Below are 23,368 nucleotides of genomic sequence, written 5' to 3'. Positions count from 1 at the left end.
TTACGCGGCAGCGCTCATCAGGCTTGTCTGATAGGATTTCGGCCCCGCGCGACAAAACCTGAGACCAAAGTGATTTTTCACGTGATTTTCAGTGGTTTGTGTGGATTATTTGCACGCGGGACTTCAGCGATGCTGATCGCAGTCAATGTTTTGAAAAATATTAACGGGGCATGCGCCGGCGCACAGCCTTTTGGGGGATTGATGGATCTTTGGACTGCCTTTCAGGCGTTGATACTTGGGGTTGTGGAAGGGCTGACGGAGTTTTTGCCGATTTCCAGTACCGGGCACCAGATTATTGTCGCCGACCTGCTCGACTTCGGTGGTGAGCGTGCCATGGCCTTCAACATCATTATCCAGCTCGGGGCAATCCTGGCGGTGGTGTGGGAGTTTCGCCGGAAGATTTTCGACGTGGTCATCGGCTTGCCGACCCAGCCCAGTGCACGGCGCTTTACCGCGAACCTGTTGATCGCGTTCCTGCCGGCCGTAGTATTAGGGGTGGTATTCGCCGACCTGATTCACCATTACCTGTTCAACCCGGTCACCGTCGCCACCGCATTGGTCGTGGGCGGTATCGTCATGTTGTGGGCCGAACGGCGCCAGCATGAAGTGCATGCCGAAACCGTTGACGACATTACCTGGAAAGACGCTTTGAAAGTCGGCTTCGCCCAGTGTCTGGCGATGATTCCGGGCACCTCGCGCTCCGGCTCGACGATCATCGGTGGGCTGTTGTTCGGCTTGTCGCGCAAGACAGCCACCGAGTTCTCGTTCTTCCTGGCGATGCCGACCATGGTCGGCGCGGCCGTGTATTCGGGCTACAAGTACCACAAGCTGTTTGTCCCGGCTGACTTCCCGGTGTTCGCCATCGGCTTCGTGACCGCCTTCATCTTCGCGATGATTGCCGTGCGCGGGCTGCTCAAATTCATCGCCAGCCACAGCTATGCGGCATTCGCCTGGTATCGCATTGCGTTTGGCCTGCTGATTCTGGCGACGTGGCAGTTTGGCTGGGTGGACTGGACGGCGGCCAAGCCATGAGTGATGGCACTGCGCGCAATAATCGCGGAGGCGATTCCGGCGGAGGGATCCGTAATCCACGGCTGAAATGGCTGGTGTTTGCGATCTTGTGCGCGCTGCCGCTGTTCGGTTCGATGTCGTTATGGCTGCGCGGGGTTTCGCTGATTCCCTTGGCGGCCTACGGCATCGTCAGCGTGCTGGCGTTCTTGCTGTACTGGAGTGACAAACGCAAGGCCCGCGCCGACACCTGGCGCACGCCGGAAAACGTTCTGCATGCAATGGAATTCGCCGGTGGCTGGCCGGGTGCGTTGCTGGCGCAGCAGGTGTTTCGGCACAAGACTCGCAAAGTCTCTTTTCAACTGGTGTTCTGGTTGATCGTGCTGCTGCACCAGGTGTTCTGGATCGACATGCTGTTTCTCGGCGCAAATCTGCTCGCATTGTTCTGACGGTGCAATCCTGTGGCGAGGGAGCTTGCTCCCGCTGGACTGCGCAGCAGTCCCTTTTTAAGAGGGCCGCTACGCGCCCCAGCGGGAGCAAGCCTCGCCACAGGTGATTCGTTTTACAGCAACAACCCGATCTGCGTTCTTTTGGGCAACTTGCTGACGACCAGTTGATGGGAGCGTCGCAACAAGCCCTGCAATTCCTCAGCGCCCAAAGGGTAGGGCGTCGCCATGATGATCCACTGGGCCCGCGCCAAATAAGGTGCCGGATGAATGCCCGGACGGTCGCAATGGCCGAGAAACAAGTCCTTGTCGACCTTGAAAGCCAGCGATGCACCTCGCAGGTTCTGCAAGGCGAACATCTTGTTGCCAGCAATCGAAAACACCCGCACGCCGCCCCATTTGTAATCTTCCCGTGCACCGGGCAGCGCCAGGCAAAAAGCCGCGACATCCTCTTCGCTCATGCGTCCAGCCTTCATATCAATCGGTCCCCGCAGGCATTGAATGTTTCGATCAGATGGTCGAGCCAGGCCCGTACGGCCGGCATGACACCCCGTCGATGAGGGTAGACGGCTTGCAGCCAGCCACCCGGCAGCGACCATTCCGGCAACAATTGCACCAGCGAACCGTCGGCCAGTTCCTGCTCGCAGTACATCATCGGCAGCGTGGTAAAACCTTGGCCGGCGAGGGTACAGGTCTTGCGCACGATGAAATCGTCGATGCCCAGACGCGCTTCCATGGCCAAATCGTGGCTTTTGCCCTGGCGATCCACCAGGCGGATGTGCACCATGCGATCGGGTTCGAGGGCGCCGAGCACTGGCAGGCCTTTCAAATCATCGGGGTGATTGATCTCATGCCCCTGCAGAAACGCGGGGCTGGCCACCATCAGCATCTGCGCCTGGCGCAAGCGGCGGGTCACCAGCAGCGGGTCTTCGTCGCCCGGTTCACGCACACGCAAAGCGACATCCACACCTTCGGTGACCAGGTCGACGCGACGGTTGACCAGCATCACCTCCAGTTGCACCTGGGGGAATTTCTCCAGAAAGTTGCTGATCACCCCCGGCAGCATCTCGTGGGCCAAGCCGACGGGGGAGGATACGCGCAAGCGCCCGCGAGGTTCGCTGGACATGCTGGCCACCGCCTCGTCGGCCATTTCCGCTTCCAGCAGCATCGCCTGGCAGTGCCGCAGATACCGTTCGCCCACGGCGGTGAGCTTGAGCTGGCGGGTGGTGCGTTGCAGCAAGCGCGCACCCAGGCGCTCTTCCAGTTCAGCGATGCGCCGCGACAGGCGCGACTTAGGAATGCCCAGTAAACGCCCGGCCGCCGCGAAACCACCGGCCTCCACGACTTTGGCGAAGTAATAAAGGTCGTTCAGATCTTGCATTGGCGCGACTCGATCGTTCTATCAGTGAGACAAACTATCGCATTGTTGCACGCTAATCAGCTATTGGTTTCGTCTGTAGGATTGTCTCCATCAGATCGCCCTGGCGGCGATCCTCACCTGGAGAACACACATGAAACTGCTGCATATCGATTCGAGCATTCTTGGTGACAACTCGGCTTCCCGTCAGCTCAGTGGCGAAGTTGTAAAAGCCTGGCAAGCCGCCGAGCCGTCCGCCGTGGTGACCTACCGCGATTTGGCCGCCGACGCCATCAGCCATTTCTCTTCGACCACGCTGGTTGCCGCTGGCACCACCGCTGAGTTGCGTGACGCCGCTCAACAGCACGAAGCAGACCTGAGCGCATCGACCCTGGCCGAATTCCTCGCCGCCGATGCCGTGGTGATTGCAGCACCGATGTACAACTTCACCATCCCGACCCAACTGAAAGCCTGGATTGACCGCATCGCCGTTGCCGGTCAGACCTTCCGCTACACCGAAGCCGGCCCAGAAGGCCTGTGCGGTGGCAAGAAAGTCGTGATTGTTTCGACTTCCGGTGGCCTGCATGCTGGCCAGGCGACCGGTGTTGCCCACGAAGAGTACTTGAAGGTGCTGTTCGGCTTCATCGGCATCACTGACATCGAATTCGTCCGCGCCCACGGCCTGGCTTACGGTGACGAAGTGCGCAACAAAGCCATGAGCGATGCTCACACGCAAATCAGCGAGCAGTTGTTCGCCGCCGCGTAAGGCTTGCATAGAGACATCTGCCGTTCAGGCAAAGCCTCAAAAAACTCTGTATTCTGGATACGCAAGTACCAGGTACGGAGTTTTTTGTTTCTGGTCGTTTCAGGTTGTGGCCCAAGTTATGCAGCCAAGGTTCACGTCTCTAGTCCGGTAACAAGGTGGGGCATCCCATGGTGCGTCTTTGTGCAACTTTACTGATTTGCCTGCTCAGCAGCCTGAATTCAGTGCACGCCGCGCCTGCGCCGCACCCTCACTGGAGCGTCGGCTTCCACGAGATGAGCTTTCTCGATCCGCTGGACTTGCAGCCGATGCGCGCCATTGCGTTTTATCCGTCCAGCGAACAAGAGCATTCCAGCAAGCTTGAGGGTTACACGGTCGAGGCCGGCGAAGACACGAAAGTCGCCATGGGCCGTTTCCCGATGCTGATGCTGTCCCACGGCAATACCGGAACCCCGCTGGCGCTGCATGACCTCGCTACTTCACTGGCGCGCAAAGGCTTTGTGGTGGTGGCGGTAATCCATCCTGGTGACAACTCCAAGGACCACAGCCGTCTCGGTACGTTGAGTAACCTCTACGGGCGGCCGATCCAGATTTCCGAAGCCATCACCGCGACATTGGGCGACCGCATGCTCGCACCGTTCGTCAATGCCGATCAGGTCGGCGTGATTGGTTATTCGGCGGGAGGGGAGACAGCGTTGATTTTGTCCGGTGCTACACCGGATCTGGATCGCCTGCGGCGTTATTGCCAGGAACGTCCCGATGACCGCGATGCGTGCAACACGCAGGGCGAACTGATCGTCGACCGTGATGACCTGCAACCGGTAGCCGATCCGCGTGTACACGCATTGATGCTGATGGCGCCGTTAAGCCTGAAGTTCGGTCGCCATACCCTGGCTGATGTGCATGTGCCGGTTCTGCTTTATAGCGGTGACGGCGACAAGCTGGTGGCCGTCGACAAGAACGCCGCGGCGTTGGCGCGCAAGCTGCCCACCGCGCCGGATTTCAAGTTACTGGCCGGGGCAGGGCACTTCGTATTCATGGCGCCGTGCAACGACGAGCAGATCGTCATCATGCCGGCTCTTTGCACCGATGCCGATGGCGTTGACCGCGAAGACATTCACCGCAACCTCATCACCGAAGCCGGGCGCTTTTTCTCCCGCACCTTGGGCAAGTCGACGCGGGCCGGGATGCAAACCGCCGATCAGTGATCGGCGGATCGTGTATCTGTTACTTGTTGGCTAAAGCAGTTTCCAGAACTTGAACCCTGGTATTCAGTTCTCGAACCGATTCAATTAGAGGTGCCACCAGTTTTTGGTAGTCAACTTGTAAGTGAGTGCCGTCTGTGCGAACAAGTTGCGGGTAAACTTTCTGCACGTCTTGAGCGATCAGGCCGATGTCAGCTTGGTCGTTTCGCTTCCAGTTAAATGTAACACCGTTTAATTTAAGAAGATCTTTCGTAGCATTTTGCATTGGTCGAACGTTGTTCTTCAAACGCTCATCGCTGAATGGGCAGCACTCGTCGCCAATCCCGTCGCCAATTTCGTAGCACACGCCGTTATGACAGATCTGCTGCTCAATGGAGGTTTCCGCATGTGCAATAGAAGAAAAAGCCAACGCGAAAGTTGGGGCGATGAAGGCAAGCGGCAATATACGCATATTATTCTCTTGATAGTTATCGATTCAGTACGAGTGCAGCGCCTGGGATTTTGCCTAAGTTATTGAGTAAAACAACAGTGGCGCTTTGAGTTAATCGATGCGGAATATTGCTATCAGGGTGAAATTTGAATTGATATATAATTCGTTACTTAGTAGTTAATTGGTTTTAATGAGCTGTGCGTGCGTTGAATCGAGACAGGAATGCCGTCAAGCAAAGTCCGATGATTGACAACACCGCCGCACTGAAGAATATCCACGCATACCCCAGATTCAACGCCACCGCGCCCATCAAGGGCCCGGCGATCGCCAGCGCCAGATCAAAAAACACCGCATAAGCACTTAACCCCGCACCACGACTGGAGTTGGGCACCTGCTTGATCGCCTCGACACCCAGCGCCGGATAGACCAGCGATAAGCCGAATCCGGTCAGTCCGGCACCGATCAAGGCATAACCGGTCGACGGCGCCAGCCACAGCAGTACCAGGCCCACCGTTTCAATGGTCATGCAGGCAATGGCCGAAGTGAACCCGCCAAAACGGCTGATGCTGGAAATGAACATCAGCCGCGCCAGGATGAAGCAAACGCCGAAAACGGTCAGGCAGTAAGCCGCGCCGGTCCAGCCTCGGTTGACGTAATACAACGTAATAAAAGTGGTGAGGGTGCCGTAACCAATGGACGCCAGGCTCAGGCTCGCACCGAATGGCGCAATGCGTCCGAACACCGCCCAGAACGGCAGGCGCTCACCACGAACCACCGGCACCGACGGTTTGTTACGGATCAGCACCAGCGCCGCCAACGCCAGCACCGACAGAGCAATCCCGAGGCTGGCGAAGCCCAACTGATCAACCATCACCACGCCCAGCGGCGCGCCGATGGCAATCGCGCCATAGGAGGCAATCCCGTTCCAGGAAATCGAACGTGCGGTGTGTTCGGCGCCCACCTGGCCCATGCACCAACTGATGGTGCCGACCCCGATCAAACCCTGGGCGATCCCCAGCAGCAAGCGGCCGGCAATCAGAATCAACAGGCTCAACAGCGGCAAGCTTTGCAACAACGTTGAGAGCAACGTCAGCGCGCCACTCAACACAATCCCCGACAAGCCGTAAATGATGGCGCGCTTGGTGCCGATGGTGTCGGACATTCGCCCGGCCATGGGGCGGCTGAGCAGGGTGGCAAGGTATTGTGAGCCGATGGTCAGGCCCGCAATGACTGCACTGAAGCCGAGTTGCTCATGGACATACCCCGGCAACACCGCAATCGGCAGGCCGATGCAGAGGAAGGCAATAAAGGTATAAAAAACGATGGAGACGATCTGCAGGGTAATCGCCATGGAGCTTTGCGGAGGCACTTGCTGCACAGTCATGAGGACTCGTTCGCGGGCGGCGGTGGGAGAACTGCATGATGGCGCGGCTGTGGAATAAAAGGAAGCTGGCTAACGATCAAAAGATCGCAGCCTTCGGCAGCTCCTACATCGGAGCGCGGACTCCTGTAGGCGCTGCCGAAGGCGGCGATCTTTTGATCTTCAAAAACAAAAAAGCCCCATCACAAGGACAGGGCTTTTACTTGCAGCTCGCAGCTTGAAACTAACAGCTGCCCTTAAAACACTACGCCCTGGCTACGCAGGTAGTCATCATAAGTGCCGCTGAAGTCGGTCACGCCATCCGGGCTCAGCTCGATGATGCGGGTGGCCAGGGACGATACGAACTCACGGTCGTGGCTGACGAAGATCAGCGTGCCCGGGTAGTTCTCCAGCGCCAGGTTCAGCGCTTCGATGGATTCCATGTCCAAGTGGTTGGTCGGTTCGTCCATCACCAGCACGTTCGGCTTTTGCAGGATCAGCTTGCCGAACAGCATGCGACCTTGCTCACCACCGGAGATGACCTTGACCGACTTGAGGATCTCGTCGTTGGAGAACAGCATGCGGCCCAATGTGCCGCGAATCATCTGCTCGCCCTGAGTCCACTGACCCATCCAGTCGAACAGGGTGACGTCGTCTTCGAAGTCGTGCGCGTGATCCTGAGCGTAGTAGCCCAACTCAGCGGCGTCGGTCCACTTGACGCTACCGGCATCCGGGGTCAGTTCGTTGACCAGGGTGCGCAGCAGGGTGGTCTTGCCAATACCGTTCGGGCCGATGATCGCCACGCGCTCGCCGGCTTCAACCTGGAAGCTGAAGTCTTTGAACAGTGGCTTGCCATCAAAGCCTTTGGCCATGCGCTCGACGATGACCGCCTGGCGATGCAGCTTTTTGTTTTGCTCGAAACGGATGAACGGGCTTACGCGGCTCGAAGGCTTGACCTCGGCCAGCTGGATCTTGTCGATCGCCTTGGCGCGGGAGGTTGCCTGCTTGGCTTTCGAGGCGTTCGCCGAGAAGCGGCTGACGAACGATTGCAGTTCCGAAATCTGCGCTTTCTTCTTGGCGTTGTCCGACAGCAGTTGCTCGCGGGACTGGGTCGCCACGGTCATGTACTCGTCGTAGTTGCCCGGGAACAGACGCAGCTCGCCGTAATCCAGGTCAGCCATGTGGGTGCACACGCTGTTCAGGAAGTGACGGTCGTGAGAGATGATGATCATCAGGCTGGAGCGCTGGGTCAGCACGTTTTCCAGCCAGCGGATGGTGTTGATGTCCAGGTGGTTGGTCGGTTCGTCGAGCAACAGCACTTCAGGATCGGAGAACAGCGCCTGGGCCAGCAATACGCGCAGTTTCCAGCCTGGGGAAACTTCGCTCATCGGGCCGAAGTGCTGCTCGATGCCGATACCCAGGCCCAGCAACAGTTCGCCGGCACGGGATTCGGCGGTGTAACCGTCCATTTCGGCGAATTCGGTTTCCAGCTCGGCCACGGCCATGCCGTCTTCTTCGGTCATTTCCGGCAGCGAGTAGATGCGGTCGCGCTCGGCCTTGACCTTCCACAGCTCTTCGTGACCCATGATCACGGTATCGATCACGGTGAATTCTTCGTAGGCGAACTGGTCCTGGCGCAATTTACCCAGACGCACGTTCGGTTCCAGCATGACCTGGCCGCCGGACGGATCAAGGTCGCTACCAAGGATTTTCATGAAGGTCGACTTGCCGCAACCGTTGGCGCCGATCAGGCCGTAGCGGTTGCCCGCGCCAAACTTGACCGAAACGTTTTCGAATAGCGGCTTGGCGCCGAACTGCATCGTGATGTTAGCTGTAGAAATCAAAGGTTTTTCCTGCGAAGCATTCAGAGTAGCTAGGGTTGCGGCAGTACCGAATCAGTACCCGTTCGCGCTGTTCGGCCATGGGAAGTACATCCCGGGCAGCAGCGCAAGATCCATCTGGCAATAAGTGGACAGCAGCATGTGGAGCGCTTGGCCCGAGTCGAAGTGCGCTGAGGCGGGATTGTTCCCGTCATCAACCAAGGGGGGCGCGTAAAGTTTGGCGGCGATTGTACTGGTCTGGCTCTTTAAACGATAGGGCAATAAGGCCGCACCGGTATCAACGGACAGATTTTCACATCTGAAAGCTAACAATTGGTTACAGACGGTGGCTAAAATGCCATCTTTCACTGGGTGCCGAACCTCGGCATCGGCTCAAGGACGGGCTACCGGGACCGCTGTTTCGTTTTCAGACGCTGCACAAGACCCTTGGGCCGTTGACTGGTCGGGCGCGCAGTTTGTTCACTTCTGACATGTGACGATTTCCGTGAAACTCATCATTGCCGCTATCTATGTTGTATCCATCGCGTACGTCCATTTGCGCGGGAAGGTGCGCCACAAGCTGGGTCGCCAACTGAGCGACCATTCGACGTTTCTAGCGCCGATCAATTGTTTCCTTTATCTGTTCTCGAAAATCCCCAACAAGCCGTATCTCAATCCGTCCGACTTCCCCGACCTGAGTCCATTGCAGGTCCATTGGGAAGAAATTCGCGCCGAAGGCCAGAACCTGTTGCGGGCCGGGGAAATCAAGCGCTCGGACCAGTACGACGACGTCGGCTTCAACTCCTTCTTCAAGACCGGCTGGAAGCGCTTCTACCTCAAGTGGTATGGCGACAGTCACCCCTCGGCGATGAAGCTCTGCCCGCGGACCACCGAATTGGTGCAAAGCATCGGCTCGATCAAGGCGGCGATGTTTGCCGAGTTGCCGCCAGGCTCCAAACTGGTTCGCCACCGCGATCCGTATGCCGGTTCATACCGTTATCACCTGGGCCTGGAAACGCCCAATGATGCCGGTTGCTACATCAACGTCGATGGCCAGAACTACCACTGGCGCGATGGTGAAGCGGTGATGTTCGACGAAACGTTCATTCATTACGCGGAAAACACCACCCAGCAAAACCGCATCATTCTGTTCTGTGATGTGGAGCGACCGATGAAATATCGTTGGGCGGCGGCGTTCAATGGCTGGTTCAGCCGCAATGTGATGTCGGCTGCCGGTGCGCCGAACGAAGCGGGCGACAAGGTCGGGGGTATCAACCGGCTGTTCGGCAAGATCTACAAGATTCGCCTGCGGGCCAAAGCGTTGAAAAAGCGTAATCGCAAACTCTATTACCTGCAGAAGTGGGCGTTTTTTGGTGGGTTGCTGGCGGTGTTTGTCATGGTCTGATGACGCCATCGCTGGCAAGCCAGCTCCCACAGGGTATTTCGGTGTGATGAAATCTATGTCTCACTCCAACCACTGTAGGAGCTGGCTTGCCAGCGATGAGGCCATCACAGCCCACACATCACTTACTGACTTTCTTCCTCGCCGCCGGCTTGGCCGCAGCCTTGGGCTTGGCAGCTGCCTTGGTCGCCCCCTTGCCACCCAGACTCCGCTTGAGCAACTCGGTCAAATCAATAACATCCGCTGTCTTGCGTTCCTCTTCGCCAGTGGCCGTCTCAACATCCTCAATTTTCCCTTCATGGGCTTTCTTGTCCACCAGCGCCATGATCTTGTCTTCAAATTCGTCCCGGTAATCGTCCGGCGACCATTCGACCGTCATGTCCTGCACCAGGCGCTTGGCCATGTCCAATTCGCCCTTGGCCAGCTCGGCCTTGGTTACGTCCGGGCCTAACGCCAACTCATCCAGACTGCGGACTTCCGCCGGCCAGCGTAACTTCACCAGGACCATGGCCGATTCCATCGGCATCAGCGCCGCCAGATACTGACGGGTATGCAGCACCACGCGAGCCAGCGCGACTTTGTTGGTTTTCGTCAGGGTTTCGCGCAATAGCGCATAGACCTTGCCACCGCGTTTATCCGGGGCCAGGTAATAGGGCGTGTCGATGTTCTGCAGCGGGATTTGCTCGCTGTCGACGAAAGCAAAAATGTCGATGGTCTGGGTCGACAGGGGATGCGCAGAGCGAATCTCCTCTTCGCTAAGCACTACATAGCGGCCCTTTTCGTATTGCACGCCTTTGACGATGTGCTCCTTGGTCACTTCCTTGCCGGTGACTTTATTGACGCGTTTGTAGCCCACCGGGTCCATGCTGCGGCTGTCGAGCCAGTCGAAATCCACCCCTTGGGAAGACGTCGCCGAAACCAGCGCCACAGGAATATGCACCAGCCCGAAACTGATTGCGCCTTTCCAGATTGCCCGTGCCATGGTCGTCTTCCCGAGAGTGATGTTCAGGTGACCCGCCGCCTTGAACAAAAGTTTCAGCGGCCTGCAGCCCGGTCCTGGCGGTGCGTCAACTTCGTGTTACATCTTGCCGGGAAAGTTTGGGTTAACAAATCCGAACCCTAGGCGTAGCGTGCTATCGAAGACTCTATTCACGCACTCTTCGGGAGGCTGCCCCATGAACCGATACGTACCTGGCCTTATCGTGCTGGCATTAAGCGGCGTACTCGGTCAAATAGCTCATGCCGACGTCGACTTGCCAGGCGCACCGATACACCTGGCGCAAAACCTGCCGGGCAGCACCAATAACAATCCGTACAACAGCCCGACCCGCCGGGCCAATCCCAACAGCATGCAAGGCACTCAACCCAGCGCCCCGGCCATTCGGGGGCCGAACACTGTGCCGGTGCCACGCCCGCCGACCCTCGATAACGGCGGTGTTGGCAATCGCTATCCCCAAGGCAGCCCGGCCCCCACCAGCGCGCCGAAGTTCATTCCCAATCCGCCGCCCCGCAGCCCTTGAACGGCAGGACTCCCGTTCTGTCGCCATCCTCATGACAAAAGGAATCGTGCATGTTGCGTAAAACCTTTCTGGCTACTTTCTGCGCCTTAATGATCACCACATTCCCGGCCCTCGCAGTAGAGGTGCAGAGCGAGCAGGGCACGCTTGAAGTCACGCCGATTGCGACAGGTCTGGAGCACCCTTGGGCATTGGCATTTCTTCCGGATCGTCAGGGAATGCTGGTCACTGAGCGTCCGGGCAACCTGCGCGTGGTAACGGTCGACGGCAAATTGTCCGCGCCGCTCAATGGCGTGCCCAAGGTCTGGGCCAAGGGGCAGGGCGGATTGCTGGATGTGGCGCTTTCACCCGACTTCAAGCAGGACCGGATGGTTTACCTGAGCTACGCCGAAGGCGGCGGCCAGGGAGACAAGGCAGGCACTGCGGTGGGACGCGGACGGCTGTCCGAAGACCTGACAACGCTGAAGGATTTCCGGGTGATTCTCCGTCAGGAGCCCAAACTCTCCTCCGGCAACCATTTCGGTTCGCGGCTGGTGTTTGACCGGGACGGCTATCTGTTTGTGACCTTGGGGGAAAACAACGACCGACCCACCGCACAGGATCTCGACAAGCTGCAGGGTAAGGTCATAAGGATCTATCCGGACGGCAAGGTGCCCAACGATAACCCCTTTGTCGGCCAGGCCGGCGTGCGTCCGGAAATATGGGCTTACGGCGTTCGCAACCCGCAAGGCGCGGCGCTCAACCCGTGGACCGGTACCCTGTGGGAAAACGAACACGGTCCCTTGGGGGGCGATGAGGTCAACATCATCGAACGCGGCAAGAATTACGGTTGGCCGCTGGCTACCCATGGCAAAAACTACTCTGGCTTGCCGATCCCGGAAGCCAACGGCAAAACCGCAGAAGGCACCGTTCGGCCGCACCATGTCTGGGAAAAGTCCCCCGGTTTAAGCGGCTTGGCGTTCTACGACGGCGACCGTTTCAAGGCCTGGCAACACAACGCGTTTATCGGAGCGTTGGTCACTCAGGAGCTGATTCGCCTGCAATTCGAGGGCGACAAGGTGGTTCACGAAGAACGCTTGCTGGGTGAATTCAACAAGCGTATCCGCGACGTGCGGCAGGGGCCGGATGGGTATTTGTATGTGCTGACCGATGAAGAGGATGGCGGACTTTACAAGATAGGCCTGAAGTAACCGTCGCTTTTGTGGCGAGGGAGCTTGCTCCCGCTGGGGTGCGAAGCGCCCTCCGGTTTTGCGGCTTCGCCGCCGAGCGGGAGCAAGCTCCCTCGCCACAGGTTTACCCCATGGCTGGTCCGATGCGTTTTTCCAGGCGCAGTGCGTCGGCGTGATCCTGGTAATAGTCATGAATCAATGCGAAGCGCTGATAGCCGTTGCGTTCATACAGCGCGATCGCCCCCGGGTTATCGATACGCACTTCTAAACGCAAACAGGCGCAATCGTGCTCCTGCGCGCACGCTTCGACGCGATCAAGCAACTGCTTGCCCAATCCGCAGCCCCGAGCCTGGGCATCGATCGCAATCGAATACAGCCGCGCCAACGACGTTCCACGATGGAACAGCACCACGGCGTAACCCACCAGATGCTCGCCGTGCTGCGCCACCAGCAGTTGCCCGTGTGCGTGGGTGATCAGCCATTGAAAGCTGCGACGGTTGAGCCGGTCCGTGGTGAAACATTGCTCTTCAAGCTTGAGCAGTGCCGGTACATCTTCAATCACCGCCAACCGAATAACCAGACTCATATAACCCCCGTAAAAGTTGCGTAATGAAACGAGACTTTCAAAAAAGTTCGTGCTTAATAGGAAAGGTCTAGTTCTCCAACGGATCCATCACTATGTCAGCGGTACAAGGTCATTGGCGCGAAGTATCGGAGCAAACTTTAACGTCGGCAACGTTTTTAAATGAGCCGAGTAGAACTTCCAGCCAGTTGATTATCATCGTCGAACGCAAGGAAGACTGGGCTTCCTATTTTCCTAGCGAAGACATCGTCACGGCCCAGGAATACCTCGAGCAGACCCGCGATAACGAGCAGGGCAAACGTATTCAGGTGATCAACCTTTGCCGCAGCTACAAGTACCTGGGCCACGGCTATTACTGCTCGCTGCTGGCGGAGGCCCGTGGGCACAAGGTCATTCCGTCGGTCCGGACCATCAGTGAGTTGACCCGAAAATCCTTGTACGGTCTGGCGCTGGATGATCTGGATAAGACTTTGGGGAAAGCGCTCAGCCATCATATTTACAGTGACACCGAAGGCTTCACCTTGACCCTGTATTTCGGCAAGACGCATATCGAGCCATTACAGGATTTGGCGAGACAGATATTTGAAGTATTCGCTTGTCCCATTCTGTTAGTTGAGTTTCGTCGAACTAACGGTTGGCACATAGTCGGCATCAAGTCTGGTGCGTTGCATAAGTTGCGCGAAGACCAGGAAGATCAATTCGCCAACTCGCTGGACAGTTTCAGTCGCAAGATCTGGCGAGTGCCACGTTCTAAACGGCTGGCCCGTTACGACCTGGCCATCCTGCACGATCCGCAGGAAGCTTTGCCGCCGTCAAACCCCAAGGCGCTGGATAATTTCATCAGGGTCGGCAGGACGCTGGGCATCGACGTCGAGTTGATCGAACGCAAGGACTACGCGCGGATTGCCGAATACGACGGTCTGTTGATCCGCGAAACCACCAGCGTCGACAACCACACTTACCGCTTCGCCAAGAAAGCCGAGAGCGAAGGGCTGGTGGTGATGGACGACCCCGCGTCGATCCTGCGCTGCACCAACAAGGTCTACCTAACGGACCTGCTCAGGAGTCATCAACTGGGCATGCCCGCGACCGAAATCCTTTACAAGGAACGACCCGAAGACTTCGAGCGCGTCGGCGAGCGGCTGGGTTTCCCGTTGGTGTTGAAGATCCCCGACGGCTGTTTCTCCCGGGGCGTGATCAAGGTTGAAAGCCAGCAGGCCTTGCTCGAAGCCACCGCAGAACTGTTCGAACACTCGGTGCTGTTGCTGGCTCAGGAATTCTTCTACACCGAGTACGACTGGCGCATTGGCGTGCTCAATCGCAAGCCGATTTTTGCCTGCCAGTACTTCATGTCCAAGGGCCATTGGCAGATTTACAACCACAAGGCCAAGGGCCAGGACATCAACGGCGAATGCCGCACCCTGGCGGTTCACGAAGCACCACGGGCAGTGGTGGAACTGGCGGTGAAAACCGCCAATCTGATCGGTGATGGTTTGTATGGCGTCGACCTCAAGCAGTCTGGCGACAAAGTGGTGGTGATCGAAGTCAACGACAACCCGAACATGGACGCGGGCATCGAAGACGCCTATTTGCAGGACGATCTGTATTCACTGGTGCTGGAAGAGTTCATCCGGCGCCTGGAGCTCAAACGTCGCGGCCAGGCCTGGTGAACCGCCGATGATCAAGCGCTTTCAATTGACTCTTGGCGCACTGCACGCGGTAGATGGGATGGACGCTGAAGTCATGCTGTTCAGCAATCCCGATTCGGCCGAGCGCGACCTGCTGCACAGCCATTTCAAACTCGATGACCACGCGCTGGCCTCGGCGCTGGACCCGGACGAGGTCTCACGTATCGAGTTCCACCCCGACAACCTGTTCCTGATCTGGAAACGCCCGGAGAATTACTCGGGCGCCGGCAGCCTTGCCTTCGAAGTGTCGTCTTGCGGGTTACTGTTTTGCCCCGATCGCTTGCTGGTGATTGCCACGGACGACGCACCTTTAAACGGGCTCGGAAAGCGCCAGGCGTTGAACACCCCGCTGGATGTCCTGCTCGATCTATTGTTCAACAACATCCATCACTACTTGGGCCACCTCAAAGTCATCAAGTTGGTAGCCCGGGAGTTGCAGCAGAAATTCAACGCGTCGATGCAAAACCAGCACCTGATCCAGATGTTCAACCTCAGCGAAAGCCTGATCTATTACATCAACGCCATCCACAGCAACGGCGCGGTCTTGACCCGGCTGCGCAATCATGCTGAAAAGGAGCACTTCGGCGCCCATGCCATTGGCCTGATCGACGATCTGATCATCGAAAACAACCAATGCTACAAACAGGCAGAAATCTATTCGACGGTGTTTTCCGGTCTGATCGACGCCCGGGGCAACCTGATGAACAACAGCATGAACAACCTGCTGCGCAAACTGACGCTGATCAACGTGGTTTTCCTGCCGCTGAACCTGATTGCGAGCATTGGCGGCATGTCGGAATTCAGCATGATGACCGCGGGATCGCCGTGGTGGGTTTCGTATCCGTTGTTTTTGACCGCGATGATGATTGGGGCGGGAGTGATGGTGCTTGGGCTCAAGCGCTTGGCGAAGTAATTCGAGCGACAGACAAATCGCTATCGCCCGCAAGCCGGCTCCCACGGATCGGGGAGCGTGTCGGGATTTGGGTTGATGCAATACCTGTAGGAGCCGGCTTGCTGGCGATAGCAATTTCCAGATCAGCCGAAATGGCCGGATCAGCTCTGTTGAGTTCCAGAATATTGACCATTGACATGCCATCAACGCCCGGCTAATTTCCGGACATGACTTCCACCGTATTTCGCTGCCAGCCAAGCATTATTACCGCCATTCCTCATTTGGCGGGCTAGCTCACGACTGCAGCACCCAACCCGCCCTAGAGGCGGGTTTTCATTTTCTGTCTCCTGGGTTTTGAAACGACCGGACCGCAATATCCGTGTAGGAGCTGCCGAAGGCTGCGATCTTTTGCTTTTGAAAATCAAAAGAGCGCAGCCTTCGGCAGCTTCCACATCGGAGATCCGGATATAAGGAGATTGAGATGAATTGCACGACCGAACAACAAACCCTGCTTGAGCATTACGTCAAAAAAATCCTTGCCGCGCCGGTCTATGAGCTGGCGGTGCGCACACCCTTGCAACCCGCAGCCGCACTGTCCTTGGCCTTGGGCAATCAAATCCTGCTTAAGCGCGAAGACTTGCAACCGACGTTTTCCTTCAAGGTTCGTGGTGCCTACAACAAACTGGTGCAACTGAGCGCTGAGCAAAAGGCCCGGGGCGTGGTCACGGCTTCGGCTGGTAATCACGCCCAAGGCGTGGCATTGGCGGCGCGTGAATTGGGGATCGACGCGACGATAGTGATGCCTGCCACCACACCGGAACTGAAAGTGCTGGGGGTGCGCAGTCGTGGCGCGGATGCGTTGCTGCACGGGGAGAGTTTTCCATTTGCCCTGGCCTACGCGCTGGAGCTGGCCGAAAAAACCGGGAAAACCTTTGTTTCGCCCTTTGACGACCCGGATGTGATTGCGGGGCAGGGCACCGTCGCCATGGAGATCCTGCGTCAGCACCAAGGTGCTTTGGATGCGATTTTTGTGCCGGTGGGCGGTGGCGGGTTGATCGCTGGCATCGCGGCGTACGTCAAATATCTTCGGCCCGAGATACGCATCATCGGCGTCGAGTCCGAGCATTCAGCCTGCCTGCAAGCAGCATTACAGGCGGATCAGCGCGTCGTTCTGCCTCATGTCGGCACCTTCGCCGATGGCGTCGCGGTTGCGCAGATCGGTGCCTACGGCTTCGAAGTGTGTCGGTTTTGCGTCGATGAGGTGCTCACCGTCAGCAACGATGAACTCTGCGCCGCCATCAAGAACATCTATGACGATACCCGCTCGATCACCGAACCTTCCGGTGCATTGGCGGTGGCTGGTATCAAGAAATATGTGGCGCAAAGAGGTGCCCGTGGAAAGACTTTCGTGGCCATCGATTCGGGGGCCAATATCAATTTTGACAGTTTGCGGCATGTGGCCGAGCGCGCCGCGTTGTGCGACGCCCCGGCGTGAAGCGAGTCAGCCGATATGCGGATGTGTACACGTCCGCTTCACGGTTACTCGGCGACGGCTTTCTCGACTTTGCTGGACGCAGACCACACCCGATAGCGAACCTCAATGTCCTTTGGCACATAGAGCACGATCGGCAATTTGCTGTTGTAGCGCAGCATGAAACCGTCACCGACCACAGGCATGAAGTCTTGTTTGCTGGTGCCTTCCGGGCAGGCCATCATCGTGCTCATTGGACCGATGACTTTTTCCAGACGGTAAAACGGGTAACCCCAGCCCTCGAGGTTTTTCTCTTCGAGGATTCCGCCCAGGCGTTGTCGATTGCAGTCGACGGCCAGGGTCTTGCCGGCGAGGATTTCGACCTGGAAGTCTTCTTCACGGGGTTGCGGGGCGAGGTGTATGACCTGGCGGGTGAAGCCGCTTTCCGGTTTCGGGAAGGGCGCGACATCTTCGAGTTTTGCCGCGTTGACGATGCTCGACAGCGTCATTGCAATCAGCCCAACGGTGGTGCTGATGGTCGATGAACCCATGATGCCTCCTTGCGTATGTGTGAGGTGAGCGGATACTGGATCGGCTGAGCGCTATTCTCGACGGCGTCAGCGGCCAATGCAAACCTTTCGCCTCAGCGTGCAAATTGCAGGGTTGCCAGCGGCCTTTTTCGCAATTTGCATGAGGGTTTTTACAAGCCCTTACATTAAGCCCTTGATTTACCGATGAGCTGTGCAGCGAAATTCAAGGCATGTTTTATGCTGTAGCTGTTCTCAAGCTGACCGGGATTTCAGATGAGCCAGCGTCGATAGTTGATTTGGCAATCTCACAAAAAGGAGAGGGTCGCCATGTTTCTTTCTGCCTTGGAACTGCGCAACATTATTGAAAGCAGTTTTCTACCGAAACGCTGTCAATGCACGCTGTCGCCGGATTTATCGATGACCGTAAAAGTGTATGCCGATGGTGAAACCGATCAACTCGATCTATTAAAAACCGGAATCGATGCCCAGCAACTCAATGGCTGTCGGGAAATTAACGAACTGATAGCGGTACTGCGCTCCGATCTTCAGAACCATTACGCAGAGCCCGGGCATAGCCAAGGAATGCGCAAGGCACTTTAAGCGGTTGTTTCAAATTCCACCGACACGCGCCGGGTCTGGAAAAACGCCAGGCCCAGCGCCAGTTCAACTCCGACAGCAAGCAGAATGCCCGGTCCGACGTGGCCATTGAGCCATTCGCCGAAGCCCAAGACTGCCAGCCCCCAGCATCCCACTACAAAGCCATGGGTCAGTGCATTGCGTGTAGCGGATGGTGCCTCATTGCGGACCAGATAAAACATCACGCCCAGCGCTACGAACAGCACGGCGATACGGCGCGCGATCAATCCTGCCGCCAGCGAATATTCAATATCCCAGGAAGCCAGCAACCAGTCGGGCATCACGCCCCAGGCCAGCGCCAGCAAAAAACACAAAATGGCGGTAAAAATCGACAACGTACGAAACGACAACTGCATGGCGAATCCTTGCGGCAGTGTGGGAGGCGCTAGAGCATAGCGCCTGAATGGCCCCACGAATACCGCAAGGTGCTATTTCAGACTTTTCAGTCAGTTCTGATAACGACAGGCGTCAGAAAGTTTACGGTAGGCGATTTCTGCGGGTTGGCCTGATTGATCGTCGATGTACTTCATATTCGCCGTTACCACTATGCATTCCAGTGTGTCGGGTTCGCTGAGGTCAATCACTTTGCCGACGTGCAGCGGCATGCCGTAGTGATAGGACGGCACATTTGCGGAAGTGGCAGTGTCATCGGCCTGTGCAATGCCGGTTGATGTGGCGCAGACAAGGGCGATTGAAACAAGCAAGGCGCGCGAGTTCATGGGGCGATCTCCAGTGCAGACGCAAGTTTGCTCGACGTGGCGTCGAACCTGCCGCACTGGGCGTCAGAGGACTCTGAGGGCGTGCGGTCCAGTAGAGTGTTGGACTGCGCGATTAAGCATTGGTTAACCCGTCTGAACGCCACCTGTCGTTTAGCCACTACCGTTCGGCGGCAAATACAGTCATTTTTCAGACTAAAGTCGTCTGCAGTCATAAAAAGCCTTCTGCCATCATTGTCGTTCACCCCGCGTCTTCACTTCAGTCCGGCCCGTTTATTGGATCGGATGAAGGCTATTTCTGGCTGATTGCGCCCTGGCGCAGACGCTGCATTGTTGGAGTTTTTAATGCGTCCCCCTTTTACGTTGCTCTCCGCGCGCCAGTCACTTGGCTTCGGCGCTTTAGTCCTGTGCGCCGGTTTTACCGGGCCGGCTCAAGCGAGCGGTTTTATCGACGACACCACGGCGAAAATCGAATCCCGTACGGTGTATTTCAACCGCGACTTTCGTGATGGGCACACTTCTACCGAACAGGGCGCTTCGAAACGCGAAGAGTCGGCCCAGGGTTTCATTCTTAATCTGCAATCGGGATACACCGAAGGCGCGCTGGGTTTCGGTGTCGATGCATTGGGCATGGCGGGGTTCAAGCTCGATTCAAGTCCCGACAGTAGCAATAGCGGGCTGCTGCCATCCAGCGGGAATGACCCGCGCGGTTCGGCGGACGAATACACCAAGCTTGGGCTGACCGCCAAAGTCCGCTTCTCGCAAAGTGTGCTGAAGTACGGAGCCTTGCTCCCGGATGTGCCGCTGCTGAAGTACAACGACGGTCGCTTGTTGCCGACCATGTTCAACGGCGCGATGCTCACGTCCAGAGAAGTGAAAGACCTGAATTTCATGGCGGCACGCCTGGACAAGTACACCGCCCGGGATTCCACTGATTCCCAGGACATCCGCGTGCACTGCAAGAACAAGCGCTATGCCTGCAACATCACCGCCGATCATTTCGACATGTACGGCTTCGATTACAAGATCAACGAACGGCTGACCGGCCAATATCATTACGCCGAACTGGAAGATATCTATCGTCAGCACTTCCTCGGTTTGCTGGCCAACCAGCCATTGGGCGGCGGCTTGCTCAAGGCCGATTTGCGCCTGCTCAAGAGTGCCGACAGCGGCGACGCTCGCGCTGGTGCCATCGACAACCGCGCCTTGAGTGGAATGCTCGCTTACGCCATCAGTGGGCATACGTTCAGCGCCGGTTGGCAGCGCATGAACGGCGACAACTCGATGCCGTACCTGGATGGCAGCAATCCGTATCTGGTCAACTATGTGCAGGTCAACGACTTCGCCGCCGCGCAGGAACGCTCGTGGCAGTTGCGATACGACTATGACTTCAAGGCCATCGGCATCAACGGGCTGAGTTTCCTGACCCGCTATGTGAACGGCGATCACATCAAGGTGCCGGGCAGCGATCAGGAAGGCAAAGAGTGGGAGCGCGACAGCGAGCTCAAATACGTGGTGCAGAGCGGGACGTTCAAAGATGTCAGCCTGCGGTTGCGCAATGCGACCTATCGCACCAACTACGAGAAATATGCCCGGGACGTGGATGAGACGCGGTTGATTGTCAGCTACAACTTCTCGATTTTGTAAGGTGGGCCCCTGTAGGAGCTGCCGAAGGCTGCGATCTTTTGATCTTGAGAAGCAAAATCAAAAGATCGCAGCCTTCGGCAGCTCCTACACGTTAGGCGTCAGGCTAACTGATGGCGGTACGGCAAATCCGGCCCTGTCTTGCTGCATGTCAGCGCCGCCGCCTGCACGGCGAACCTGGCTATCCCGTCGATCTGCTCGCGACTCAGTCGCCGCACGCCCTCAATCGAATCCAGTTGTTGCTCGGTCAACCAGGCAATCAACGCAGCCTGGAAGGTATCGCCAGCGCCTACGGTATCAGCGATGTCCACCGGGCAGGCCGGCACCGACCACGAACCGTGAACCCGGCTGAACACCGTCGCACCTTCGCCCCCACGGGTCATGAACGCCAGCTGACAACGGTGTTGCAACCAGCCCTCAATCACCCGCGCTGGATCTTGCTCGGGATATAACAAACTCAAATCTTCATCGCTGACCTTGATCAGATCGGCATGCTCGACCAGCGTCGCCACCCGCGAACGCCACAACTCAATGTTCGGCTCCGGATTGAGCCGCACGTTCGGATCAAGGCTGATCAGACGCTTGCCGCTTTCCCGGCGCACCAATTCCAGCAGCGTGTCGGCAATCGGCTGCACCACCAGCGAGAACGAACCGATGTGTAAACCGCGCACTTCAGGTCTCAGTTCCGGCAGATGCTCGGGTTTGAGTTGGCGATCGGCGCAGCCTTCACCCCGGAAACTGTAGTGCGGCGAGCCATTGGCGCCGACCGCAACCATTGCCAGGGTGGTGGGGGCGGCAAAGTCCACCAGATAGTCCGTCCGTACACCTTCTTCTTGCAGCACTTGCAGCAAGCGCCGGCCGAGGTAGTCGGTCGAGAGTCCGGCAAACAGCGCCGCGTCCACGCCCAAACGGCGCAAACCCACCGCAACGTTGAACGGCGAGCCCCCGGCAATTGCCTTGAAATTCACTTTTGAAGCCAGGCCGCTGACATCGTCTTCACTGAAGAAATCGAACAGCGCTTCACCACACACCAGATACATAGTTGATCGCTCTTTAAAGGGTTGCGACGTGCTGTTGATAGCGTTCGTAGGCCAACCGCGTGGCCGCCACGTTTTCTGCAATCGGCAAGGTTTCACAGGCCGGGTCGAGCTTTACGCAACGCTCGCACAGTTGCGCCAGACTGTCCTCGTGACCGTTTGCCCACGACGTGCACCACGCCGCCTGAATCGCTGCGCCGAGGGCGGCGGCTTCGCTTTGCTCGGGGCAGACGACTTTCATGTTCATGGTGTCGGCGACGATCTGTCGCCACACCGGGCTCTTCGAGCCACCACCGATCAGGCAAATGCTGCGGCTTTGTAAGCCATTGTGGTGCAGCAGGTCCAGCCCGAAACGCAAACCGAAGGTTGTGCCTTCGACCACGGCGCGGCACAGATTGGCCCGGGTCAGGTTGCTCATGGTCAGGCCCAACACGCTGCCGGTGGCGTGGGGCAGGGCGGGGACACGTTCACCGTTGAGGAATGGCAGTATGCTCACGCCTTCCGCGCCGATCGGGGCCTGGGCGACCAGGGCGTTGAAACACTCGATATCCAGGTCGAACAATTCGCGAATCATCCCAGTGGCATTGGTCAGGTTCATGGTGCAGATCAACGGCAACCAGCCGCCGCTGGAGGAACAGAACGTAGCGACCGCGGCGTCCGCGCTGACCTTCGGCTGCTCGGCGTAGGCGTACACTGTGCCGGATGATCCGAGGCTCATGGTGATCGCGCCCGGTTTGATGTTGCCGGTGCCGATGGCGCCCATCATGTTGTCGCCACCGCCGCTGGACACCAGCGCGCAGGGATTGATGCCCAGGTGTTCGGCGATGCCCGGCAGCAACGTGCCGACCGCTTGGTGGGCATCGATCAGCTCCGGCAACGCCGCTTGCAGGCGCCCGCTGGGATCAATGTCACGCAGCAACTGCAAGTCCCATTGGCGGGTGCGCACGTTGAAATAGCCAGTGCCGGAAGCATCGCCGTACTCGCTGCAGCAGCGACCGGTGAGCCAGAAGTTCAGGTAATCGTGGGGCAGCAGGATGCCCGCGATTCGGGCAAATACGTCGGGGTGCTGTTCCTGGGTCCACAGCAGTTTCGAGACCGTATAGCCCGGCGCAATGACCACGCCCAGGCGTTCCAGCGAGCCTTTTTCGCCGCCCAGGTGTTTGAGCAGTCGATCGTTTTGCGCTGTGGTTTCGGTGTCGCACCAGAGTTTGGCCGGGCGCAGCACCTGGCCTTGATCGTCGAGCAGCACCAAGCCATGTTGCTGGCCTGACACGCCAATGCCGAGGATGTCCTGGCCATCGACATTGGCTGCCACTAGCGCTCGACGGGTGGCGAGCGTGAAAGCGTCCAGCCACTGCGCGGTGTCTTGTTCACGACGACCGTTGGTGCCGCTGATCAGCTTGTGCGCGGCGGCACCTTGCCCAAGGACGTCGCCGCTAACAGCATCGAGGATGACGGCTTTGGTGCCTTGGGTGCCGCAGTCAATGCCGAGGAAGAGTTGTGGGTTTGCCATGGCAGGTCCTTGATGTGTCAGGTGGATCTTGGTTGGGCAATCGCGAGCAAGCTTGCTCCTTGTATGTTGGCCAAACACTCGATGAGAACCGCTAAGCTCATCGTCGTTGTCACAAAGATGTGTTTCTGGGGGAGGCCGACTGCTCCTGAAGGCAGGACTTGCTCCTGACCTTGTCTGTAGA

The 23,368-nt window shown here is 57.7% G+C and carries 24 protein-coding genes and 2 pseudogenes; 13 read left to right on the top strand and 13 right to left on the bottom strand.

The annotated features are described in order from the left end of the window. Positions 1-201 precede the first annotated feature (201 nt). Positions 202-1,032, top strand: coding sequence for an undecaprenyl-diphosphate phosphatase (locus KGB21_RS15580; RefSeq protein ID WP_223505613.1), 831 nt, complete (start codon positions 202-204; stop codon positions 1,030-1,032). Then, positions 1,029-1,457 carry a DUF1294 domain-containing protein gene (locus KGB21_RS15575; RefSeq protein ID WP_223505612.1) on the top strand — a complete coding sequence of 143 codons (429 nt, stop codon included), beginning with the start codon at positions 1,029-1,031 and terminating at the stop codon, positions 1,455-1,457. Before KGB21_RS15580 ends, KGB21_RS15575 begins: the two co-directional genes overlap by 4 nt. Before the next feature lie 113 nt (positions 1,458-1,570). Here the strand turns inward: KGB21_RS15575 and KGB21_RS15570 are convergent, their stop codons facing one another. Together KGB21_RS15570 and KGB21_RS15565 are read right to left on the bottom strand one after the other, a co-directional pair. Next, positions 1,571-1,930 carry an MmcQ/YjbR family DNA-binding protein gene (locus KGB21_RS15570; RefSeq protein WP_034146590.1) on the bottom strand — a complete coding sequence of 120 codons (360 nt, stop codon included), beginning with the start codon at positions 1,928-1,930 and terminating at the stop codon, positions 1,571-1,573. Next, positions 1,927-2,835 (bottom strand): LysR substrate-binding domain-containing protein, encoded by a 909-nt coding sequence (locus KGB21_RS15565; protein WP_223505611.1) that lies wholly within the window; start codon positions 2,833-2,835, stop codon positions 1,927-1,929. Before KGB21_RS15565 ends, KGB21_RS15570 begins: the two co-directional genes overlap by 4 nt. Positions 2,836-2,965: 130 nt before the next feature. Here KGB21_RS15565 and KGB21_RS15560 point away from each other — a divergent pair, with 130 nt between their 5' ends. After that, on the top strand, positions 2,966-3,577 hold the full coding sequence (locus KGB21_RS15560) for an FMN-dependent NADH-azoreductase (RefSeq protein WP_034146588.1): 612 nt from the start codon (positions 2,966-2,968) through the stop codon (positions 3,575-3,577). 167 nt (positions 3,578-3,744) lie between these two features. After that, positions 3,745-4,782: an alpha/beta hydrolase family protein gene (locus KGB21_RS15555; protein ID WP_034146587.1), complete on the top strand. Its 1,038-nt coding sequence runs from the start codon at positions 3,745-3,747 to the stop codon at positions 4,780-4,782. Positions 4,783-4,801: 19 nt separating this feature from the next. Here the strand turns inward: KGB21_RS15555 and KGB21_RS15550 are convergent, their stop codons facing one another. Together KGB21_RS15550 and KGB21_RS15545 are read right to left on the bottom strand one after the other, a co-directional pair. Then, positions 4,802-5,230, bottom strand: a complete 429-nt coding sequence (locus KGB21_RS15550) for a tail fiber domain-containing protein (RefSeq protein WP_223505610.1) — start codon at positions 5,228-5,230, stop codon at positions 4,802-4,804. Positions 5,231-5,396: 166 nt separating this feature from the next. Then, positions 5,397-6,593 (bottom strand): MFS transporter, encoded by a 1,197-nt coding sequence (locus tag KGB21_RS15545; protein WP_223505609.1) that lies wholly within the window; start codon positions 6,591-6,593, stop codon positions 5,397-5,399. Positions 6,594-6,628: 35 nt separating this feature from the next. Between KGB21_RS15545 and KGB21_RS15540 the strand changes: the two genes are divergently transcribed. Next, the gene (locus tag KGB21_RS15540; protein ID WP_223505608.1) at positions 6,629-6,811 is read left to right on the top strand and encodes a hypothetical protein; all 183 of its coding nucleotides are present in this window, start codon (positions 6,629-6,631) and stop codon (positions 6,809-6,811) included. 15 nt (positions 6,812-6,826) lie between these two features. Here the strand turns inward: KGB21_RS15540 and KGB21_RS15535 are convergent, their stop codons facing one another. Together KGB21_RS15535 and KGB21_RS15530 are read right to left on the bottom strand one after the other, a co-directional pair. Further along, positions 6,827-8,413 (bottom strand): ABC-F family ATPase, encoded by a 1,587-nt coding sequence (locus tag KGB21_RS15535; RefSeq protein ID WP_080757843.1) that lies wholly within the window; start codon positions 8,411-8,413, stop codon positions 6,827-6,829. Between the two features lie 51 nt (positions 8,414-8,464). After that, entirely contained in the window at positions 8,465-8,758 is a 294-nt protein-coding gene (locus KGB21_RS15530; protein WP_223505607.1) for a hypothetical protein, read from the bottom strand. Positions 8,759-8,894: 136 nt separating this feature from the next. Between KGB21_RS15530 and lpxO the strand changes: the two genes are divergently transcribed. After that, the gene (gene lpxO, locus KGB21_RS15525; RefSeq protein WP_223505606.1) at positions 8,895-9,794 is read left to right on the top strand and encodes a lipid A hydroxylase LpxO; all 900 of its coding nucleotides are present in this window, start codon (positions 8,895-8,897) and stop codon (positions 9,792-9,794) included. 118 nt (positions 9,795-9,912) lie between these two features. Here lpxO and KGB21_RS15520 read toward each other — a convergent pair whose 3' ends face one another. Further along, positions 9,913-10,773, bottom strand: a complete 861-nt coding sequence (locus KGB21_RS15520) for a Ku protein (RefSeq protein ID WP_034146582.1) — start codon at positions 10,771-10,773, stop codon at positions 9,913-9,915. 193 nt (positions 10,774-10,966) lie between these two features. On the opposite strand from KGB21_RS15520, the gene KGB21_RS15515 reads away from it, so the two are divergent. Next, positions 10,967-11,311: a hypothetical protein gene (locus KGB21_RS15515; RefSeq protein WP_223505605.1), complete on the top strand. Its 345-nt coding sequence runs from the start codon at positions 10,967-10,969 to the stop codon at positions 11,309-11,311. 50 nt (positions 11,312-11,361) lie between these two features. Further along, positions 11,362-12,498: a PQQ-dependent sugar dehydrogenase gene (locus KGB21_RS15510; protein ID WP_223505604.1), complete on the top strand. Its 1,137-nt coding sequence runs from the start codon at positions 11,362-11,364 to the stop codon at positions 12,496-12,498. A 121-nt stretch (positions 12,499-12,619) separates the two neighbouring features. Here the strand turns inward: KGB21_RS15510 and rimI are convergent. Next, positions 12,620-13,063 (bottom strand): annotated as a pseudogene (gene rimI, locus KGB21_RS15505) (ribosomal protein S18-alanine N-acetyltransferase); the annotation flags it as partial. A 92-nt stretch (positions 13,064-13,155) separates the two neighbouring features. Here rimI and KGB21_RS15500 point away from each other — a divergent pair. From KGB21_RS15500 to ilvA, 3 genes and pseudogenes are all read left to right on the top strand, one after another. Further along, a complete protein-coding gene (locus KGB21_RS15500; protein ID WP_223505603.1) occupies positions 13,156-14,730 on the top strand; it encodes a RimK family protein in 1,575 nt (524 codons plus the stop codon). A 7-nt stretch (positions 14,731-14,737) separates the two neighbouring features. Beyond that, positions 14,738-15,661 (top strand): magnesium transporter CorA family protein, encoded by a 924-nt coding sequence (locus KGB21_RS15495; RefSeq protein WP_223505602.1) that lies wholly within the window; start codon positions 14,738-14,740, stop codon positions 15,659-15,661. Between the two features lie 460 nt (positions 15,662-16,121). Continuing rightward, a pseudogene (ilvA, locus tag KGB21_RS15490) lies at positions 16,122-17,117 on the top strand (threonine ammonia-lyase, biosynthetic); the annotation flags it as partial. Positions 17,118-17,179: 62 nt separating this feature from the next. Here ilvA and eco read toward each other — a convergent pair. Beyond that, the gene (eco, locus tag KGB21_RS15485) at positions 17,180-17,662 is read right to left on the bottom strand and encodes a serine protease inhibitor ecotin (RefSeq protein WP_223505600.1); all 483 of its coding nucleotides are present in this window, start codon (positions 17,660-17,662) and stop codon (positions 17,180-17,182) included. 306 nt (positions 17,663-17,968) lie between these two features. Between eco and KGB21_RS15480 the strand changes: the two genes are divergently transcribed. Continuing rightward, positions 17,969-18,241 (top strand): DUF1652 domain-containing protein, encoded by a 273-nt coding sequence (locus KGB21_RS15480; RefSeq protein WP_223505599.1) that lies wholly within the window; start codon positions 17,969-17,971, stop codon positions 18,239-18,241. On the opposite strand, the gene KGB21_RS15475 is transcribed toward KGB21_RS15480, so the two are convergent. Beyond that, a complete protein-coding gene (locus KGB21_RS15475) occupies positions 18,238-18,633 on the bottom strand; it encodes a hypothetical protein (RefSeq protein WP_034146574.1) in 396 nt (131 codons plus the stop codon). The two genes, KGB21_RS15480 and KGB21_RS15475, sit on opposite strands and share 4 nt — an antisense overlap. 90 nt (positions 18,634-18,723) lie before the next feature. Continuing rightward, complete coding sequence (locus KGB21_RS15470; RefSeq protein ID WP_223505598.1) at positions 18,724-18,996, bottom strand: DUF2790 domain-containing protein; 273 nt, start codon at positions 18,994-18,996, stop codon at positions 18,724-18,726. Between the two features lie 342 nt (positions 18,997-19,338). Between KGB21_RS15470 and KGB21_RS15465 the strand changes: the two genes are divergently transcribed. After that, positions 19,339-20,640 carry an OprD family porin gene (locus KGB21_RS15465; RefSeq protein ID WP_223505597.1) on the top strand — a complete coding sequence of 434 codons (1,302 nt, stop codon included), beginning with the start codon at positions 19,339-19,341 and terminating at the stop codon, positions 20,638-20,640. Positions 20,641-20,738: 98 nt separating this feature from the next. On the opposite strand, the gene KGB21_RS15460 is transcribed toward KGB21_RS15465, so the two are convergent. Next, complete coding sequence (locus KGB21_RS15460) at positions 20,739-21,677, bottom strand: carbohydrate kinase family protein (RefSeq protein ID WP_223505596.1); 939 nt, start codon at positions 21,675-21,677, stop codon at positions 20,739-20,741. Between the two features lie 13 nt (positions 21,678-21,690). Continuing rightward, complete coding sequence (xylB, locus tag KGB21_RS15455) at positions 21,691-23,187, bottom strand: xylulokinase (protein ID WP_223505595.1); 1,497 nt, start codon at positions 23,185-23,187, stop codon at positions 21,691-21,693. Positions 23,188-23,368 lie beyond the last annotated feature (181 nt).

The sequence above is a fragment of the Pseudomonas sp. GL-RE-29 genome, from assembly GCF_019947275.1.
Taxonomy (GTDB): domain Bacteria; phylum Pseudomonadota; class Gammaproteobacteria; order Pseudomonadales; family Pseudomonadaceae; genus Aquipseudomonas; species Aquipseudomonas fluorescens_A.
This window is presented reverse-complemented; position numbering and strand designations above follow the sequence as displayed.